Here is a 16,664-nt window from a genome sequence, read left to right as displayed (position 1 = left end):
CTTCTTCACATTGTATTGGTTGCGGGGGCCGGATTTGAACCGACGACCTTCGGGTTATGAGCCCGACGAGCTACCAGGCTGCTCCACCCCGCGTCCGTGGATGCGCACTATACTCGGATAGCTTTGTGATGCAACCCCTTTTTTACATAAATCATTAACTTTGTATGTAAATTGAACGGTATTGCGACATTTGGACTATTTTTTGCTCAGAATTTGCCAAAGGGCACGCGTTCGCATTTCATTAGCCCTGGCGGTTTGTTATCTTCATCACGCGGAAATGGGCAACTTAAAGACGAGATATAATGAAAGGACGTTGGGCGAAGTATCTGATGACGGGCGCAATGGTAGCCATTCTTGCCGCCTGCTCTTCTAAACCGACCGATCGCGGTCAACAGTATAAAGACGGGAAGTTATCCCAGCCTTTCTCGTTAGTTAATCAACCTGATGCCGTTGGCGCACCGATTAACGCCGGCGATTTTTCTGAGCAGGTTTACCAGATCCGCAACGCGTCGCCGCGTCTGTATGGCGCCCAGAGCAGTGTGTATAACGCGGTCCAGGACTGGCTGCGTGCAGGCGGTGATACACGCAATATGCGCCAGTTTGGTATCGATGCCTGGCAGATGGAAGGGGCGGATAACTACGGCAACGTCCAGTTCACCGGGTATTACACGCCTGTGATTCAGGCGCGACACACGCGCCAGGGTGAGTTCCAGTATCCTATTTATCGTATGCCGCCAAAACGAGGACGTCTGCCGTCGCGCGCTGAGATTTACGCCGGTGCGCTGAGCGAAAACTACGTTCTGGCCTACAGCAACTCCCTGATGGACAACTTTATCATGGACGTCCAGGGCAGCGGTTATATTGATTTTGGCGATGGTTCGCCGCTTAACTTCTTCAGCTATTCCGGCAAAAACGGCCACGCCTATCGCAGTATCGGTAAGGTGCTGATCGACCGCGGCGAAGTGAAGAAAGAAGACATGTCGATGCAGGCGATCCGCGAGTGGGGCGAAAAACACAGTGAAGCCGAAGTGCGTGAGCTGCTGGAGCAGAACCCGTCGTTTGTCTTCTTCAAACCGCAGAACTTTGCTCCGGTGAAAGGGGCGAGCGCCGTCCCGCTGATTGGCCGGGCGTCGGTGGCATCGGATCGTTCCATTATTCCTGCGGGCACCACGCTGCTGGCGGAAGTCCCGCTGCTGGACAACAATGGCAAATTCAACGGGCAGTATGAGCTGCGTCTGATGGTCGCGCTGGATGTCGGCGGGGCGATTAAAGGCCAGCACTTCGATATCTATCAGGGCATTGGCCCGGATGCTGGCCACCGTGCAGGCTGGTATAACCATTACGGGCGCGTATGGGTGCTGAAGGCCGCACCTGGCGCCGGAAACGTATTCAGCGGCTGATTGTGGTATTCTGAGCGGAATACGGATTACTGTTCAGGGTGAGGAAAAACCTCACCCTTTTTACATCTGAGGTTTTATGTCTGTGGTAATCAGCGATGCCTGGCGCCAGCGTTTTGGCGGTACGGCACGTCTCTATGGTGAAAAAGCCCTGCAGCTGTTTGCGGATGCGCACGTCTGCGTCGTGGGCATTGGTGGTGTGGGCTCGTGGGCGGCAGAAGCGCTGGCGAGAACCGGTATTGGCGCAATCACGCTGATTGATATGGATGACGTATGCGTTACCAACACCAACCGTCAAATCCATGCCCTGCGTGATAGCGTCGGTCTGGCAAAATCGGAGGTCATGGCAGAACGTATCCGCCTGATCAACCCGGAATGTCGGGTAACGGTGATTGATGATTTTGTGACGGCAGATAACGTCGCTGAATACATGAGTAAAGGCTACAGCTATGTGATTGACGCCATCGACAGCGTGCGTCCAAAAGCGGCGCTGATCGCCTACTGTCGTCGTTACAAGGTTCCCCTGGTGACGACCGGCGGCGCGGGCGGGCAAATCGATCCGACGCAGATTCAGGTGGCCGACCTGGCGAAAACCATTCAGGATCCGCTGGCCGCCAAATTGCGTGAACGGCTGAAGAGCGACTTCAACGTGGTGAAGAACAGCAAGGGCAAGCTGGGCGTTGACTGCGTATTCTCGACTGAAGCGCTGGTGTACCCGCAGGCGGACGGCTCAGTCTGCGCGATGAAAAGCACGGCGGAAGGGCCAAAACGGATGGATTGCGCCTCAGGTTTTGGCGCGGCCACCATGGTGACCGCCTCCTTTGGCTTTGTGGCGGTGTCTCACGCCCTGAAGAAGATGATGGCGAAGGCGGAACGTCAGGCCTGAACCTGACGTGCGGCATCCTGCACGGCTTCGCTCAGCGCGATAAGACCCTGACCGCGCGAGGCGCTAAGCTGTGCTCGCAGTCCCAGCTCATCAAAGAGCGCCAGCGGAGAATGCGTCAGCAGCTCCGCCGCGCTTTTTCCCTCGATGGCGGTTAACAGTACCGCCAGCAGCCCGCGTACAATACGTCCTTCGCTGTCGCCAAAGAAATGCAGCTTCCCGTCGGAGACGCTCACGCCCAGCCAGACGCGATTCTCACAGCCTGCGATCTCTTTTGCCTGCGCTTTGAGTTCGTCAGAGAGGGGCGGTAATTGCTTACCGAGCAGGATCAGCTGGCGATATTTATCCTCCCACTGTGAAAGCGGGGCGAAGGTCTGCTTTAACGTCTCTTCTGTGATTACGGTGCCAAACGGATGTCCGGCTAAATGTGCGCGAGTCATTAATCCACCAGTATTTCAAGGGCGCGGTCGACGGCGGCAACCAGCGCGTCGACGTCGCTTTGCGTATTATAGGGCGCAAACGAGGCGCGCAGCGTACCGCTTACGCCAAGTGCCGCCAGAAGCGGCTGGGCGCAGTGCTGCCCGGCACGCAGGGCAATGCCATACCCGGCCAGCAGCGTCACCATATCGCTATGGTGTACACCCGCGAAATCAAAGGCGAGCAGGCTCGAATCCTGCACGCGGAACGAGCGGAAACCCGGGCGCTTTTTGAGTTCTTCCTCCGCCAGCGTCGCCAGTCCACGGCTCCAGCTTTCAGCCTGAACAATGTCGGTTTCAGCGAGCCACTCGAGTGCGGCGCTCAGGCCAATGACGCCCGCCACGTTTGGTGTACCCGCTTCCAGGCGGTAAGGGACCTCCTGCGTGTTAAAGCCCTCGAAGGTCACTTCCGTAATCATCTTGCCGCCACCGAGCCACGGCGTCATTTTTGCCAGCAGTTCTGGCTTACCGTACAACACCCCAATACCGGTTGGCCCGTAGAGCTTATGCCCTGAGAAGGCATAAAAGTCGATATCCAGCGCCTGCACGTCGGCGGGGAAATGCACCACGCCCTGCGCGCCGTCGACCATCACGACCATGCCGCTGGCATGCGCGATGCGAATCGCCTGCGCCAGGTCAGGGCAACCGCCGGTGACGTTTGACATCTGTCCAAGCGCCAGAATGCGGCTGCGGGGGGTGATAAGCTCTGGTAGAAGGGCCAGGTCGGGCAGAAGATCTGAACCCAGCGGGAGTTTTACCACGCGTGCACCCGTTTGCCCGGCGACCATCAGCCACGGTACCAGGTTGGCGTGATGCTCCGCCTCACTGACGATAATCTCATCGCCCGGCTGAAGCAGCGGGCGCGCGTAGCACTGGGCCACCATATTGATGGCTTCGGTTGTGCCGCGCGTCCAGACGATGTTTTTCCCGCTTTCGGCATTAATCAGGTGTGCGACCTGATCGCGCGCGGCTTCATAGCGCGCGGTTAACCGCTGCGCTTCGGCAAACTGGCTGCGATGCACATTGCCGGCACTCAGGCTGTAGAACTGCTGCGTCGCCTCAATCACCGCTTGTGGCTTAAGGGCGGTGGCGGCGCTATCTAGATAAATACCAGCATCGGCCAGCGCCGGGAACTGGGCGCGGAACTGCGCAGGGCTGAAAGCGTTCATGGGATTCCTCATTTCAATACTGCGATCGTCGCGCAATTTCCGCGGCAGGGCAAGGAGGTTGATATCTATCAGAATTGTCTGCTTATCCGGATGGCCCTCAAAAAGCAGGTTATGCTAAATAGTGTTAGGCGGATGTTTTAGCCTGTTATAAATCGAGGTTTGAATAGCATTAATTGCTAAAGGAGAATAATCATGAATAAGACAGCTGCAATCATCTCTGCCTGTGCGTTTACTTTTGCCCTGAGCGCCTGTTCCGGTAATAACTACGTGATGCACACCAATGATGGTCGTTCCATTGTTTCGGAAGGGAAACCGACAACCGATAACGATACCGGGATGATTTCATACAAAGATGCTAACGGGAACAAGCAGCAGATCAACCGCACGGACGTGAAAGAGATGAAAGAGATCGAGCATTAACCGATCGCAGGCGAAAAAAAAGCACCGCAAGTTGGCGGTGCTACATTAATCACTATGGACAGACAGGGTAAATGTACAGGAAGTGAAAAATTGGTAGCGTTGCTACCGTGGTCTGAATCGCAGACCAATTGCAAACACAACAACACAACATCACAACCGTAAGCCAAAAGCCCTTCAGAACACGCATTCCGAAAAAAGCTCTTCGTTCCGGCTCAGGAAGTGCCGCCACTATAGGTATTTGCTGGTAGTTCCTCAACGGACAAATTATAATGGCTCAGATAAAAAAAACTAATAGGTTAAACGTTGTTTCCTGTTTGTTAAAATCCGTTAACATCTAAGCCAGATAACCATGTCAAAGCGATTGCCACCCCTCAATGCATTACGTGTTTTTGATGCAGCAGCACGTCACCTGAGCTTCACCCGCGCAGCAGATGAGCTTTTTGTGACACAGGCCGCAGTAAGTCACCAAATCAAGTCTCTGGAGGATTTTCTGGGCCTTAAGCTGTTTCGTCGACGCAACCGTTCGCTGCTGTTGACCGAAGAGGGGCAGAGCTATTTTCAGGATATTAAAGAGATTTTTTCCCAGCTTACGGAAGCCACGCGTAAGCTTCAGGCGCGCAGTGCAAAAGGTGCCCTGACTGTCAGTTTATTGCCCAGTTTTGCCATTCAATGGCTGGTGCCCAGACTCTCAAGCTTTAACTCAGCTTATCCGGGGATCGACGTTCGAATCCAGGCGGTGGATCGCCAGGAAGACAAACTGGCCGATGATGTGGACGTTGCCATTTTTTATGGGCGCGGTAACTGGCCGGGCTTGCGTGTCGAGAAATTATACGCAGAATATCTCCTGCCGGTCTGTTCTCCCTTGCTGTTAACGGGCGACAAGGCGCTGAAGTCACCCGCTGACCTGGCTCAGCATACGCTTTTGCACGATGCTTCTCGCCGGGACTGGCAAACTTATACCCGTCAATTAGGTCTTACTCATATAAACGTGCAGCAGGGACCCATTTTTAGCCACAGCGCAATGGTGTTACAGGCTGCCATTCACGGGCAGGGCGTGGCGTTAGCGAACAACGTCATGGCGCAGTCCGAAATTGAGGCAGGCCGCCTGGTTTGTCCTTTTAATGATGTACTGGTCAGCAAGAATGCGTTTTATCTGGTTTGTCATGACAGTCAGGCAGAACTGGGTAAAATAGCCGCCTTCCGGCAGTGGATACTGGCGAAAGCGGCAAGTGAGCAAGAAAAATTCCGCTTCAGGTATGAACAATAACGTTTGTGTGCCGGGCACGCATCAATTCAGGACTTAAACATGACCAGCCGATTCATGCTGATTTTTGCCGCGGTGAGTGGCTTTATTTTTGTTGCACTGGGCGCTTTTGGCGCACACGTATTAAGCAAGTCGTTGGGCGCAGTGGAGATGGGCTGGATCCAGACCGGCCTTGAATATCAGGCGTTCCATACGCTGGCGATTTTTGGGCTGGCGGTGGCGATGCAGCGCCGTATCAGCATCTGGTTTTACTGGAGCAGCGTCTTCCTGGCGCTGGGTACGGTGCTTTTCAGCGGCAGCCTTTACTGTCTGGCGCTTTCGCATTTACGCCTGTGGGCGTTTGTTACACCTGTCGGCGGCGTCAGCTTCCTGGCGGGTTGGGTATTAATGTTTATCGGAGCTATCCGTCTGAAACGCAAGGGCGTTGTTCATGAATAAGGTTGTTTTATATTGTCGCCCGGGGTTTGAGAAAGAGTGCGCCGCGGAAATTACCGATAAAGCGGCGAAGCGCGACGTCTTCGGCTTTGCCCGCGTGAAAGAGAACGCGGGGTATGTGGTATTCGAATGCTATCAGCCTGAAGATGCCGATAAGCTGGCGCGCGAGCTGCCGTTCAGCTCATTGATCTTCGCTCGCCAGATGTTTGTTGCGGGTGAGTTGCTCAAAGATCTTCCGCCGGAAGACCGCATCACGCCGATTGTCGGCATGCTGCAGGGTGTGGTGGAGAAGGGGGGCGATCTGCGCGTTGAAGTCGCGGATACCAACGAAAGCAAAGAGCTGATGAAGTTCTGCCGCAAATTTACCGTGCCGCTGCGCGCGGCACTGCGCGATGCGGGTGTGCTGACGAACTACGAAACGCCGAAGCGCCCGGTGGTGCATATCTTCTTTATTGCGCCGGGCTGCTGCTATACAGGTTACTCCTACACCAACAATAACTCCCCGTTCTTTATGGGGATCCCGCGCCTTAAGTTCCCTGCCGATGCGCCGAGCCGATCCACCCTGAAACTGGAAGAGGCGTTCCATGTCTTTATTCCGGCGGATGAGTGGGATGAGCGTCTGGCAAACGGTATGTACGCCGTCGATCTTGGTGCATGCCCGGGTGGCTGGACCTATCAACTGGTGAAACGCAATATGTGGGTCTCTTCTGTCGATAACGGCCCGATGGCGCAAAGCCTGATGGATACCGGACAGGTTACCTGGCTGCGTGAAGATGGCTTCCGCTATCGCCCGACCCGTAACAACATCTCCTGGATGGTGTGCGACATGGTTGAGAAACCGGCAAAAGTGGCCGCGCTGATGGCCTCCTGGCTGGTGAACGGCTGGTGTCGCGAGACGATTTTCAACCTCAAGCTGCCGATGAAAAAGCGCTACGAAGAGGTGTCGCAGAACCTGGCCTATATTCAGGAACAGCTGGATGAACACGGCATTAACGTGGAAATCCAGGCGCGTCAGTTGTATCACGACCGTGAAGAGGTGACGGTGCATATTCGTCGCTGGTGGGCGGCTGTGGGCGGGCGTCGCGACGAGCGGTAGTTCTCCCTCACCCCGGCCCTCTCCCCGAAGGGGCGAGGGAGAAAAGACAGCACCGAGCGATCCCCTCTCCCCTATGGGGAGAGGGTTAGGGTGAGGGGGCGTTAACGCTCTAACCTCAACTGCTGCAAATTCCCGTCCAGCTGCAAATCCGTCTGTAGCGTTGCCACTTCCCGGCAGATAAACGCCATCTCTTTGTGCGCTTCCAGCTTCTTGCGCCATTTTTCTGGCACTTCGTCCAGACGGGCGTAAATACCTTCCAGGCTCTGAAAATCCGTCAGCAGCTGGGCGGCACTCTTTGGCCCTATGCCCGCCACACCCGGTACCTTCGAGCTACTTATTCCTGCCAGACCCCAGTAGTCAGGCAGTTGCTCTGGCGAGACGCCAAATTCACTGGCAATAAACGGGGCGTCGAGCCAGCGTTTCTGGAAGTAATCGCGGATGCGGATAGTGGGAGAGAGCAACTGGCAGTAGCCTTTATCGGTTGAGACGATCGTCGCCTGATGCCCGGCGCTGGCAACCTTCACCGCCAGCGTAGCCGCCAGATCGTCAGCTTCATTGCCCTCAGCACCCCAACAGGGCACACCACGCTGCTCGAATGCCGAGCGGATCATCGGCATTTCTGCATGCAAATCGTCCGGCATGGGGGCGCGTCCGGCTTTATAGTCCGGTAAACGCTGGTGTCGCCAGCCGCTGTTGCGTGCTTCGTCATCAAACACCGCCACGACATGCGTCGGTTCGCTGTGGCGAATGAGTTGCTCCAGCGCATGCAGACAGGTGTCCTTACAGGGCGTGCCTTGCACCGCGTGGATCCGGCGAATCAGGTTGAGCGCGTCGACGATGAGCAAATGAACAGCCACAGATAATCTCCCTTCTATCTAATGCAGGAAGGGTAACACTGTCAGCAGCATGAAACTATGAATGGTGGGGAAAACAGGAAGAAGCCTCGCAAAACGAGGCTTCCTGAGAGGCTTAATCGCAGGTCACGATCTTCATCGCCAGGCCCCCGCGCGAGGTTTCGCGGTATTTGGCGTTCATATCTTTACCGGTTTCATACATGGTTTCGATAACCTTATCGAGACAGACACGCGGCTCGCTGGTGCGGCGCAGCGCCATACGCGCCGCGTTAACCGCCTTCACGGAGGCGATCGCGTTACGCTCGATGCACGGAACCTGTACCTGTCCGGCAACCGGGTCACAGGTCAGCCCCAGGTTGTGTTCCATGCCGATTTCGGCCGCAATGCATACCTGCGCCGGGCTTGCGCCCAGCAGCTCTGCCAGACCTGCCGCAGCCATGGAGCACGCCACGCCAACTTCACCCTGGCAGCCCACTTCCGCGCCGGAAATCGAGGCGTTCATCTTGTACAGGGAACCAATCGCACTGGCGACCAGCAGGTAGCGCGCCAGAGAGTTCGCGTTCACTTCACGGATAAACTTGTCGTAGTACGCCAGCACCGCCGGAACAATGCCGCAGGCACCGTTGGTCGGCGCAGTGACCACCCGGCCCCCGGCAGCGTTCTCTTCGTTTACCGCCAGAGCGAACATGTTGATCCAGTCCACGACGGCCATCGGGTCCGTGGTCGTTTTGTCGGTGCTCACCAGCATACGACGCAGCGCGGCGGCACGACGCGGTACGCGAAGCTTGCCCGGCAGGACGCCTTCGGTGGTGATCCCGCGCTCAATACCGCCGCGCATCACTTCCCAGACGTTTGCAAAGTGCTGTTCCAGCTCTTCTTTACTGTGCAGGGCCAGCTCGTTTTTCATCATCAGACCGGAGAGGGAAAGTCCCGTCTCCTGGCAGTGACGCTGGAGATCCGCCGCCGTTTTGTACGGATACGGCACCTCGACAGAGGAGGTACTGGTTTGACCAAAGTGGTCTTCGTCGACGATAAAACCGCCGCCGATAGAGTAGTAAGTCTGGCTGTATACCGCGTTATCGCCTGCCAGTGCGGTAATACGCATACCGTTTTCGTGCAGCGACAGGTTGTCGGCATGGAAATTCATGCAGCGATCAACCGGGAATTCCACTTCGTGTTCGCCGTTTGCCAGCAGCAGGCGACCGTGGGTGTTAACGTCCTGGATGAAGCCAGGGATCGCATCAATATCAACGGTATCCGGCAGGTTTCCCGCCAGGCCCATGATAATGGCGATATCGGTATGGTGACCTTTCCCGGTCAGGGAAAGCGAGCCGTACACATCGACAACCACGCGGGTGACGTCGTGCAGAATGCCGCGTGCAATCAAGTCATCCGTGAACTGCTTACCGGCTTTCATCGGTCCGACGGTGTGAGAGCTGGAAGGACCAATACCGATTTTGAAGATATCGAATACGCTAATCATGATGCGTCCATTGCTTTCAGTCAGAGAGGAAGGAGTGCGCCGTCCAGGGACGGCGCGGGTGATAATCAGAACATGGTGTACAGGGAGTAGAAGATCGCAGAGATAGCGATAAGCCCCATGATAACCACAAAGACGTTGCTCACATGACCGCTGTATTTACGCATAGCAGGGACTTTCTGAATCGCGTACATCGGCATCAGGAACAGAATCATCGCGATAACCGGGCCGCCCAGGGTTTCAATCATGCCCAGGATGCTTGGGTTCAGGGTGGCAACAGCCCAGGTGGTCACCAGCATGAACAGCGCAGTGATTTTGTTCAGCTTGCTGATTTCAATGCTCTTGCCTTTACCGCGCAGAGATTTAATCACCATACCGTTGAAGCCTTCACGTGCGCCCAGGTAGTGGCCGAGGAAGGATTTGGTGATGGCGATCATCGCGATGATCGGTGCCATCCACGCAATCAGCGGTGCGTTAAAGTGGTTTGCCAGGTAAGACAGAATAGAGATGTTCTGCTCTTTCGCTGCCGCCAGATCCGCCGGGGAGAGGCTCAGTACGCAGCTGAATACGAAGAACATAACGGTCAGCACCATCATGATGTGAGCGCGTGCCAGAATGCTGGAGCACTTCTTCTCAGCACCATTACCGTACTCTTCACGTTTCGCCACAGCGAAAGAAGAGATGATTGGAGAGTGGTTGAAGGAGAAGACCATTACCGGGATTGCCAGCCACAGGGTCATCAGCAGACCGTTACCGGTTGCAGATGCGCTGCTCAGGGACAGGGTTTCCAGCGCGGCACCGTTCCACTGTGGGATCAGGTAGCAGGCCAGTAACATCAGCGCAGCCACAAACGGGAACACCAGCACGCTCATCGCTTTAACAATCATCTGCTCACCAAAGCGCACAATGGTCATCATGCCCACAATCAGGATCAGAGACAGAATCGCACGTGGTGGTGGCGTCATGTGCAGCTGGTGCGTCATGAAGCTTTCAACGGTGTTGGTGATCGCCACGCTGTAGACCAGCAGGATAGGGTAAATCGCGAAGAAGTAGAGCAGGGTAATCAGTTTACCTGCACCCACGCCGAAATGTTCTTCAACCACTTCAGTGATGTCTTCACCCGGATTTTTACCGGACAGCACGAAGCGGGTCAGTCCGCGGTGTGCGAAGAAGGTCATCGGGAAAGCAATGATTGCCATAATGATCAGCGGGATCAGACCGCCGACGCCTGCGTTGATAGGAAGGAACAGTACACCAGCGCCGATTGCTGTGCCGTAAAGGCCAAGCATCCACATGGTATCCGTTTTGCGCCAACCACTTCGGGATTCAATCGAAGCAACGGTGCTGGTTTGAGTGGTTTCCATCTGTATCTCCTGGAGGAAGCGAATTGTCAGGTTTTTAGTCAAATCCGATGAAAAAGTGCCTGACGGTAATATGAAATTCGTTCAGTGACGGTTTTTTAATAATTTTCACCCGTAACTATTGGCGGGCGGAAAGATACATTCTAGTTATGAATCTATCAGTGATCCTGATCCCAAATGCAATAATCCACTTATGATGTGGGCATCTTTAGACCATTTATCTGTTAAAAAAACATCAAAGAGAATTTACGGGCGCGAAGGCTACCACCAACGACATGTGGGCTGAAAGACCGACCCGTGATATAGGTGTCTTTAGCTGTAAAGAAACAGGTTTTTAGGATTTTCTGGCAGGTAATTTGGATTAAGGCTGATAATTTACGGTCGCAAAAACGAAGTAATCGTTTGCGTATGTGAAAACTTTGTAAATCACATAAGGGATATATATGAATTGCTTCGGTAATAAAAAAAGCCGGGATACGCGACAGGGCGACCCGGCTTTGGTGAGACGCTGCTAAGCGTTATGTGCAGATTTCGTAGCAAGGAATGTAGGCTGAGCCCGGCAGCTTCATGCGGTGCTGCGCAACAAAGCCCTGCAGCATGTCGTCCATGCGGCGCATCATTTCCGGATCGCCGTGGATCTTGTACGGACCATACTGCTCGATAGCGCGGATACCTACCTCTTTAACGTTACCCGCCACAATGCCGGAGAAGGCACGACGCAAGTCGGCCGCCAGCACTTCCACCGGCTGATCCGGATACAGTTTCAGGTTTGCCATATTCTCATGCGTTGGCTCGAACGGGATCTGCAGGTCCGGCGCAATGCGGATTGACCAGTTAAAGCTGTAGGCGTCCCCGGTATCACGGCGGTTTTCTTTCACCAGCGGCATCGCTTTTTTCATCTGACGCGCCACTTCCGCGGCATCATCAATGATGATGCGATAGTGGCGGCGCGCGGTTTCGCCCAGCGTATGCACGATAAACTCGTCCAGCACGCGGAAGTAGTCGGCGCTCTCTTTTGGCCCGGTCAGGATCAGCGGCAGCACCTGATCTTTGTTGGCCGGGTTCATCAGGATCCCCAGCAGATAGAGCAGCTCTTCCGCCGTTCCCACGCCGCCCGGGAAGATGATAATGCCGTGGGCGATACGGACAAACGCCTCAAGACGTTTCTCGATATCCGGCATGATAATCAGCTCGTTAACCAGTGGGTTAGGTGGCTCAGCGGCGATGATTGACGGCTCGGTCATGCCGATAAAGCGTCCCTCTTTGTAACGCTGCTGAGCATGCCCCACCGCGGCACCTTTCATTGGCGCTTCCATGGCGCCCGGACCGCAACCGGTACAGATATTCAGCTCACGCAGGCCGAGCTGTGTTCCCACCCGACGGGCATAGAGATATTCGGTTTCGTTAATAGAGTGGCCGCCCCAGCAGACGACCATATTGGGTGCTTCGCCAACGTGCAGGGCACGGGCGTTGCGCAAAATGGAGAACACCAGGTTGGTGATATGGACTGAGCTTTCCAGGTCGAGATGCTGGAAGCGGCCGGCGTTGTGGATCTGCCCGTTAACAAACAGGATGTCGCGCAGCACGGCAAACAGGTTAGCCTGAAGTGAACGAATGATACGTCCGTCGACGAAGGCCTCTTCCGGCGGGTTGATGACTTCAAGCTTCACACCACGCTCGCGGCGCAGCACGTTGATATCAAAGCTTTCGAAGCGGGACAGCAGTTCTTTACTGTTATCTGTCAGGCTTCCGGAGTTCAGTACGGCAAGTGAACAGTTACGAAACAGTTGATAAAGATCGCTGCTGGCCGTGCGTTTAAGCATGTCCACTTCCAGCTGCGACAACATATCCATTGAGCCAAGTGGGCTAATATGTGTAATCAAGTGAGCTCCTTACGGGACGATTATCGTCTTTCCCTGTTGATTACAATAGCCCTGGCGCGTGACGTTTCACAACCTAAAGCGCGGAACAAACCGCGCATATTGTGAAAATAATTATCTTACTGACGCACCAGCCGGCCCGTCGCAGGCACAAAATCGGTATTGGTCCGCCACGGGTTAATGTCCAGACCACCACGGCGGGTGTAGCGCGCATACACGCTCAGTTTTTCTGGCTGGCAGAAACGCTGGATGTCGCTGAAGATACGCTCCACGCACTGCTCGTGGAATTCGTTGTGATGGCGGAACGACACCAGATAGCGCAGCAGCTTTTCCCGGTCGATTTTCGGGCCGCGGTACTGGATCTGCACCGAACCCCAGTCCGGCTGGTGGGTAATCAGGCAGTTGGATTTCAGCAGATGGCTGACCAGCGTCTCGTCGACCACCTTTCCGCTTGTCGCGTTTTCGAGGTAGTCGGCGCTGAATTCATAGTTCTCCACCTCGATGTCCTGATCGTCGATGCAGGTCCCGTTGAAGTGGGCAATCGGCTGCCCTTCCAGCTCGTGCAGGCGATACAGTGAAACGCTCACCTTGCCCTGCGCACAGGCGCTTAAATCACGTTCCAGCGTGTGCTGAACGTCGTCCCAGCTGTTGAATCTGGTCTGGTTAAAGCTGTTGAGATAGAGCTTGAAGCTTTTGGATTCCACCAGATTCTGGCTGGCGTAATCCAGCTCAACGTGGCCCACCGCCACCTGCGGTAGCCCACGGGCGTTGAGCCACGAGAGTTCGTACAGCGTCCAGATATCCCCGCCGACAAACGGCAGCGCGTCCGCATGCAGACCCAGCGGATCGCGATTCAGGCTGCGCGGTACGCCCTGCAGCAGGCTGGCATCGTAGGTATCGCGGTAGTCGGTCGATTTACCCAGCGTTAAGCCGGTTAACGCCTGATGATTTTCGTAAGACATGTTTCATAGCCACTTTACAGGTACACTTATGCCCTGAGTTTATCCTGTCTGACAAGAAGAGAGAAATCGGTGGACATCGAAACTGCAAATGCCCTGACTACCTTCACAACCCGCTATTGCGATGCCTGGCATGAAAAGCACGGTACATGGCCGCAAAGTGCTGATTTATACGGTGTACCCTCACCATGCATTATCTCTTCGCCCGATGATTACGTGATCTGGCAGCCGAAGCCCAATACCGGCGAGCAAAATGTAAATGCGGTTGAACGCGCAATGGACATTGTGGTACAACCAGCAGTTCATGCGTTTTATGCCACGCAGTTTGCAGGGGATATGCCTGCGCGCTTTGCGGACATGACGCTGACGCTGTTGCAGACCTGGAGCGAAGACGATCTGCAGCGTGTTCAGGAAAACCTGATTGGTCATCTGGTCACGCAAAAACGCCTTAAGCTTTCTCCGACGCTCTTTATCGCCACACTCGACAGCGAACTGGATGTTATCTCCGTCTGTAACCTGTCCGGAGAAGTGGTTAAAGAGACCATCGGCACCCGCAATCGCGAGACTCTCGCCCCCTCTCTTGCGGATTTCCTTACCCGACTTGAGCCGCTTCTGTAATCCATGATGCTACACCGCGTGTGAGAGATCTCTTACAAGGTTTGTGAGAGATCGCTGGATCATTCAGTATTGCCTTATTCAATTAAGATTAATATCACGCTGTATTTCAACGAATTACTGGATCATCGCTTCGGATTTCGCGGTTTCTTACGGCTTACACGCCTGACAGGGTGGGTTGTAAGACGAAGCGGAATAGCGGATTCTATCTCCGTCGACAGGACGCCGACACAAGAAACGAACATCAGGATGATGACGTTTCTTACACAGGACACGTCAGGATGGCGCTGCAGGAAGGCTTCAGGATGAAGCAAGTGGATAACGCAGGAAGCGTAAGGGACACCTCCAGGAAGGAGAACGAGAACCGGTCAGGATGGTCGGTGGGTCAGGAAGGCCAGGACGTTTCAGGATGAAACAGACACGTCAGGAAGATGTGTGCAGGATGCATCGGTTTACGGATGACCAGGCCTTCGGGCTTCAGGAAAAGTTGTCACGGATGAGCAGGGAGCACGAATTGTAGCTGGAATGCTGCGAAACGAACCGGGAGCACTGTTTTTACAGTGCTCCCTTTTTTTATTTCTGACTTCCGCAATGCTATGCTGCGCGCCGTTCACTTTTTCAGTTGAGGTTACTATGACGCATTACGATAGCGTTCGTGCTCAGTTGCACGCCATCGAAGCCCTTTTGCGCCAACATCAGCTGTGGCAGGAGACCGCGCCGCAGCCAGAAGCGTTCGCGAGCACCCAGCCCTTCTGCCTGGATACGCTGGCACCGTTCGAGTGGCTCCAGTGGGTTTTACTTCCGCGAATGCACGCGTTGCTTGAGGGCGGACACCCGTTGCCGCAGGCGTTTGCTGTTTCTCCCTATTATGAAATGGCGCTGGAGGCGACGCATCCTGCGCGCGACGTGATGCTGGTCGAACTGGAAAAACTGGATGCCCTGTTTGCCGGTGAAGATGCATGACGCTTGAGATCCTCTATCAGGATGAATGGCTGGTGGCGGTGAATAAACCGTCAGGCTGGCTGGTGCACCGAAGCTGGCTGGATCGCGACGAGAAAGTGGTGGTGATGCAAACCGTGCGCGACCAGATTGGTCAGCATGTGTTTACTGCCCATCGTCTCGACAGGCCGACCTCCGGCGTGCTGCTGATGGGGCTTTCCAGCGAAGCAGGGCGTCTGCTGGCGCAGCAGTTCGAACAGCACCAGATCCAGAAACGCTACCACGCCATCGTCCGTGGCTGGCTGACTGACTCCGCCACCCTGGACTATCCGCTGGTGGAGGAACTGGACAAAATCGCCGATAAATTTGCCCGCGAGGATAAGGGCCCGCAGCCTGCCGTGACGGATTATCGCGGTATGGCGACCACCGACATGCCGGTCGCCACCGGCAAATTTCCCTCCACGCGTTACAGCCTGGTGGAGCTTTTGCCGAAAACCGGGCGTAAACACCAGCTTCGCCGACACCTGAAGCATCTGCGTCATCCGATTATTGGTGACAGCAAACACGGTGATTTGCGCCAGAATCGCAGCGCGGCCGAACATTTTGGCTGCAACCGTTTGATGTTACACGCCAGCGAGCTCAGCCTGACGCACCCGTTTACCGGCGAACCGCTGACTATCCGCGCGGGGCTGGATGACGTCTGGATGCAGGCGCTGTCACAGTTTGGCTGGCTGGGACAACTCCCCGAAAATGAAAGGGTTGAGTTTGTATCAGGCAACGTTCAGGATGAACAATAAGCGTATTCAAAAAGGGAAAATATCATGGCTGAAGTAGGCATTTTTGTCGGCACAATGTACGGCAACTCGCTGCTGGTCGCGGAAGAGGCTGAGGCGATTCTGGCAGGCAAGGGCCATAAAGCCACGGTCTATGAAGACCCGGCGCTGGCGGACTGGGAAAAGTATAAAGATAAATACATTCTGGTGGTGACCTCCACCACCGGGCAGGGTGATCTGCCGGACAGTATCGTGCCGCTGTTCCAGGGCATTAAAGACCAGCTGGGCTATCAGCCTGACGTTCACTACGGCATCATTGCCCTCGGCGACAGCTCGTACGCCAACTTCTGCGGCGGCGGCAAGCAGTTCGATGCGCTCCTCCAGGAGCAGAGCGCCCAGCGCGTTGGCGAGATGCTGATGATTGACGCGGGCGAACACCCAGAACCCGAAAGTGAATCAAACCCGTGGGTGGAGAACTGGGCCTCACTTCTCAAATAACACTCTGCCCGGCGGCGCTTCGCTTGCGCGGGCCGACGGGTTTTCCTGGCCGGGTCAGGCGTAGCCGCCACCCGGCATTACACCCCGCACCAAACGCCATTTCCGTGAACCACCTTCCACTCCTCTGGGCTTATGCCCTAAACAACCTCCCTCACACCCTTTAAT

17 protein-coding genes and 1 tRNA gene are annotated in these 16,664 nt (G+C 55.2%); 10 read left to right on the top strand and 8 right to left on the bottom strand.

Annotated elements, in window-relative coordinates; genetic code table 11:
• Positions 1-16: 16 nt before the first annotated feature.
• A tRNA-Met gene (locus tag SP99_RS17995) sits at positions 17-93 on the bottom strand.
• A gap of 209 nt (positions 94-302) precedes the next feature.
• Between SP99_RS17995 and mltA the strand changes: the two genes are divergently transcribed.
• Together mltA and tcdA are read left to right on the top strand one after the other, a co-directional pair.
• Entirely contained in the window at positions 303-1,400 is a 1,098-nt protein-coding gene (mltA, locus tag SP99_RS17990) for a murein transglycosylase A (protein ID WP_047959387.1), read from the top strand.
• A gap of 76 nt (positions 1,401-1,476) precedes the next feature.
• Positions 1,477-2,283 carry a tRNA cyclic N6-threonylcarbamoyladenosine(37) synthase TcdA gene (gene tcdA, locus SP99_RS17985; RefSeq protein ID WP_008499651.1) on the top strand — a complete coding sequence of 269 codons (807 nt, stop codon included), beginning with the start codon at positions 1,477-1,479 and terminating at the stop codon, positions 2,281-2,283.
• Here tcdA and csdE read toward each other — a convergent pair.
• Entirely contained in the window at positions 2,274-2,720 is a 447-nt protein-coding gene (gene csdE / locus SP99_RS17980) for a cysteine desulfurase sulfur acceptor subunit CsdE (protein WP_047959386.1), read from the bottom strand. The genes tcdA and csdE overlap by 10 nt on opposite strands.
• Positions 2,720-3,925, bottom strand: a complete 1,206-nt coding sequence (csdA, locus tag SP99_RS17975) for a cysteine desulfurase CsdA (RefSeq protein ID WP_047959385.1) — start codon at positions 3,923-3,925, stop codon at positions 2,720-2,722. The genes csdE and csdA overlap by 1 nt, the downstream gene beginning before the upstream one ends.
• A gap of 192 nt (positions 3,926-4,117) precedes the next feature.
• Here csdA and SP99_RS17970 point away from each other — a divergent pair, with 192 nt between their 5' ends.
• From SP99_RS17970 to rlmM, 4 genes are all read left to right on the top strand, one after another.
• A complete protein-coding gene (locus SP99_RS17970; RefSeq protein WP_008499648.1) occupies positions 4,118-4,345 on the top strand; it encodes a YgdI/YgdR family lipoprotein in 228 nt (75 codons plus the stop codon).
• Positions 4,346-4,694: 349 nt separating this feature from the next.
• Positions 4,695-5,612, top strand: a complete 918-nt coding sequence (gcvA, locus tag SP99_RS17965) for a glycine cleavage system transcriptional regulator GcvA (RefSeq protein WP_008499647.1) — start codon at positions 4,695-4,697, stop codon at positions 5,610-5,612.
• A 39-nt stretch (positions 5,613-5,651) separates the two neighbouring features.
• Positions 5,652-6,047, top strand: coding sequence for a DUF423 domain-containing protein (locus tag SP99_RS17960; protein ID WP_008499646.1), 396 nt, complete (start codon positions 5,652-5,654; stop codon positions 6,045-6,047).
• On the top strand, positions 6,040-7,140 hold the full coding sequence (gene rlmM, locus SP99_RS17955; RefSeq protein WP_047959384.1) for a 23S rRNA (cytidine(2498)-2'-O)-methyltransferase RlmM: 1,101 nt from the start codon (positions 6,040-6,042) through the stop codon (positions 7,138-7,140). The genes SP99_RS17960 and rlmM overlap by 8 nt, the downstream gene beginning before the upstream one ends.
• Positions 7,141-7,241: 101 nt before the next feature.
• Here the strand turns inward: rlmM and xni are convergent, their stop codons facing one another.
• From xni to queF, 5 genes are all read right to left on the bottom strand, one after another.
• Complete coding sequence (xni, locus tag SP99_RS17950; protein ID WP_047959383.1) at positions 7,242-7,997, bottom strand: flap endonuclease Xni; 756 nt, start codon at positions 7,995-7,997, stop codon at positions 7,242-7,244.
• A gap of 112 nt (positions 7,998-8,109) precedes the next feature.
• A complete protein-coding gene (gene sdaB / locus SP99_RS17945; protein ID WP_025757043.1) occupies positions 8,110-9,477 on the bottom strand; it encodes an L-serine ammonia-lyase II in 1,368 nt (455 codons plus the stop codon).
• Positions 9,478-9,542: 65 nt separating this feature from the next.
• Positions 9,543-10,838: an HAAAP family serine/threonine permease gene (locus tag SP99_RS17940; protein ID WP_025757044.1), complete on the bottom strand. Its 1,296-nt coding sequence runs from the start codon at positions 10,836-10,838 to the stop codon at positions 9,543-9,545.
• 515 nt (positions 10,839-11,353) lie between these two features.
• Complete coding sequence (gene ppnN, locus SP99_RS17935; protein ID WP_047959382.1) at positions 11,354-12,718, bottom strand: nucleotide 5'-monophosphate nucleosidase PpnN; 1,365 nt, start codon at positions 12,716-12,718, stop codon at positions 11,354-11,356.
• 116 nt (positions 12,719-12,834) lie between these two features.
• Positions 12,835-13,677 carry an NADPH-dependent 7-cyano-7-deazaguanine reductase QueF gene (gene queF, locus SP99_RS17930; RefSeq protein ID WP_047959381.1) on the bottom strand — a complete coding sequence of 281 codons (843 nt, stop codon included), beginning with the start codon at positions 13,675-13,677 and terminating at the stop codon, positions 12,835-12,837.
• Positions 13,678-13,746: 69 nt separating this feature from the next.
• Between queF and syd the strand changes: the two genes are divergently transcribed.
• From syd to SP99_RS17910, 4 genes are all read left to right on the top strand, one after another.
• On the top strand, positions 13,747-14,292 hold the full coding sequence (gene syd, locus SP99_RS17925; RefSeq protein WP_047959380.1) for a SecY-interacting protein: 546 nt from the start codon (positions 13,747-13,749) through the stop codon (positions 14,290-14,292).
• Between the two features lie 630 nt (positions 14,293-14,922).
• Positions 14,923-15,252: a YqcC family protein gene (locus tag SP99_RS17920; protein ID WP_025757048.1), complete on the top strand. Its 330-nt coding sequence runs from the start codon at positions 14,923-14,925 to the stop codon at positions 15,250-15,252.
• Positions 15,249-16,025, top strand: a complete 777-nt coding sequence (gene truC / locus SP99_RS17915; protein ID WP_047959379.1) for a tRNA pseudouridine(65) synthase TruC — start codon at positions 15,249-15,251, stop codon at positions 16,023-16,025. Before SP99_RS17920 ends, truC begins: the two co-directional genes overlap by 4 nt.
• Positions 16,026-16,049: 24 nt before the next feature.
• The gene (locus tag SP99_RS17910) at positions 16,050-16,499 is read left to right on the top strand and encodes a flavodoxin (protein WP_047959378.1); all 450 of its coding nucleotides are present in this window, start codon (positions 16,050-16,052) and stop codon (positions 16,497-16,499) included.
• Positions 16,500-16,664 lie beyond the last annotated feature (165 nt).

The sequence above is a fragment of the Enterobacter sp. BIDMC92 genome, from assembly GCF_001030225.1.
In the GTDB taxonomy this organism is placed as follows: domain Bacteria; phylum Pseudomonadota; class Gammaproteobacteria; order Enterobacterales; family Enterobacteriaceae; genus Enterobacter; species Enterobacter sichuanensis.
Note: the sequence above shows the minus strand (reverse complement) of the source record. Positions and strands in the feature narration are given on the sequence as shown.

What these genes read in the sequence shown, in the direction of transcription:
- mltA (WP_047959387.1), top strand. Translation starts at nt 303, where the DNA reads ATGAAAGGACGTTGGGCGAAGTATCTGATGACGGGCGCAATGGTAGCC.
- tcdA (WP_008499651.1), top strand. Translation starts at nt 1,477, where the DNA reads ATGTCTGTGGTAATCAGCGATGCCTGGCGCCAGCGTTTTGGCGGTACG.
- csdE (WP_047959386.1), bottom strand. Translation starts at nt 2,720, where the DNA reads ATGACTCGCGCACATTTAGCCGGACATCCGTTTGGCACCGTAATCACA.
- csdA (WP_047959385.1), bottom strand. Translation starts at nt 3,925, where the DNA reads ATGAACGCTTTCAGCCCTGCGCAGTTCCGCGCCCAGTTCCCGGCGCTG.
- SP99_RS17970 (WP_008499648.1), top strand. Translation starts at nt 4,118, where the DNA reads ATGAATAAGACAGCTGCAATCATCTCTGCCTGTGCGTTTACTTTTGCC.
- gcvA (WP_008499647.1), top strand. Translation starts at nt 4,695, where the DNA reads ATGTCAAAGCGATTGCCACCCCTCAATGCATTACGTGTTTTTGATGCA.
- SP99_RS17960 (WP_008499646.1), top strand. Translation starts at nt 5,652, where the DNA reads ATGACCAGCCGATTCATGCTGATTTTTGCCGCGGTGAGTGGCTTTATT.
- rlmM (WP_047959384.1), top strand. Translation starts at nt 6,040, where the DNA reads ATGAATAAGGTTGTTTTATATTGTCGCCCGGGGTTTGAGAAAGAGTGC.
- sdaB (WP_025757043.1), bottom strand. Translation starts at nt 9,477, where the DNA reads ATGATTAGCGTATTCGATATCTTCAAAATCGGTATTGGTCCTTCCAGC.
- SP99_RS17940 (WP_025757044.1), bottom strand. Translation starts at nt 10,838, where the DNA reads ATGGAAACCACTCAAACCAGCACCGTTGCTTCGATTGAATCCCGAAGT.
- queF (WP_047959381.1), bottom strand. Translation starts at nt 13,677, where the DNA reads ATGTCTTACGAAAATCATCAGGCGTTAACCGGCTTAACGCTGGGTAAA.
- SP99_RS17920 (WP_025757048.1), top strand. Translation starts at nt 14,923, where the DNA reads ATGACGCATTACGATAGCGTTCGTGCTCAGTTGCACGCCATCGAAGCC.
- truC (WP_047959379.1), top strand. Translation starts at nt 15,249, where the DNA reads ATGACGCTTGAGATCCTCTATCAGGATGAATGGCTGGTGGCGGTGAAT.
- SP99_RS17910 (WP_047959378.1), top strand. Translation starts at nt 16,050, where the DNA reads ATGGCTGAAGTAGGCATTTTTGTCGGCACAATGTACGGCAACTCGCTG.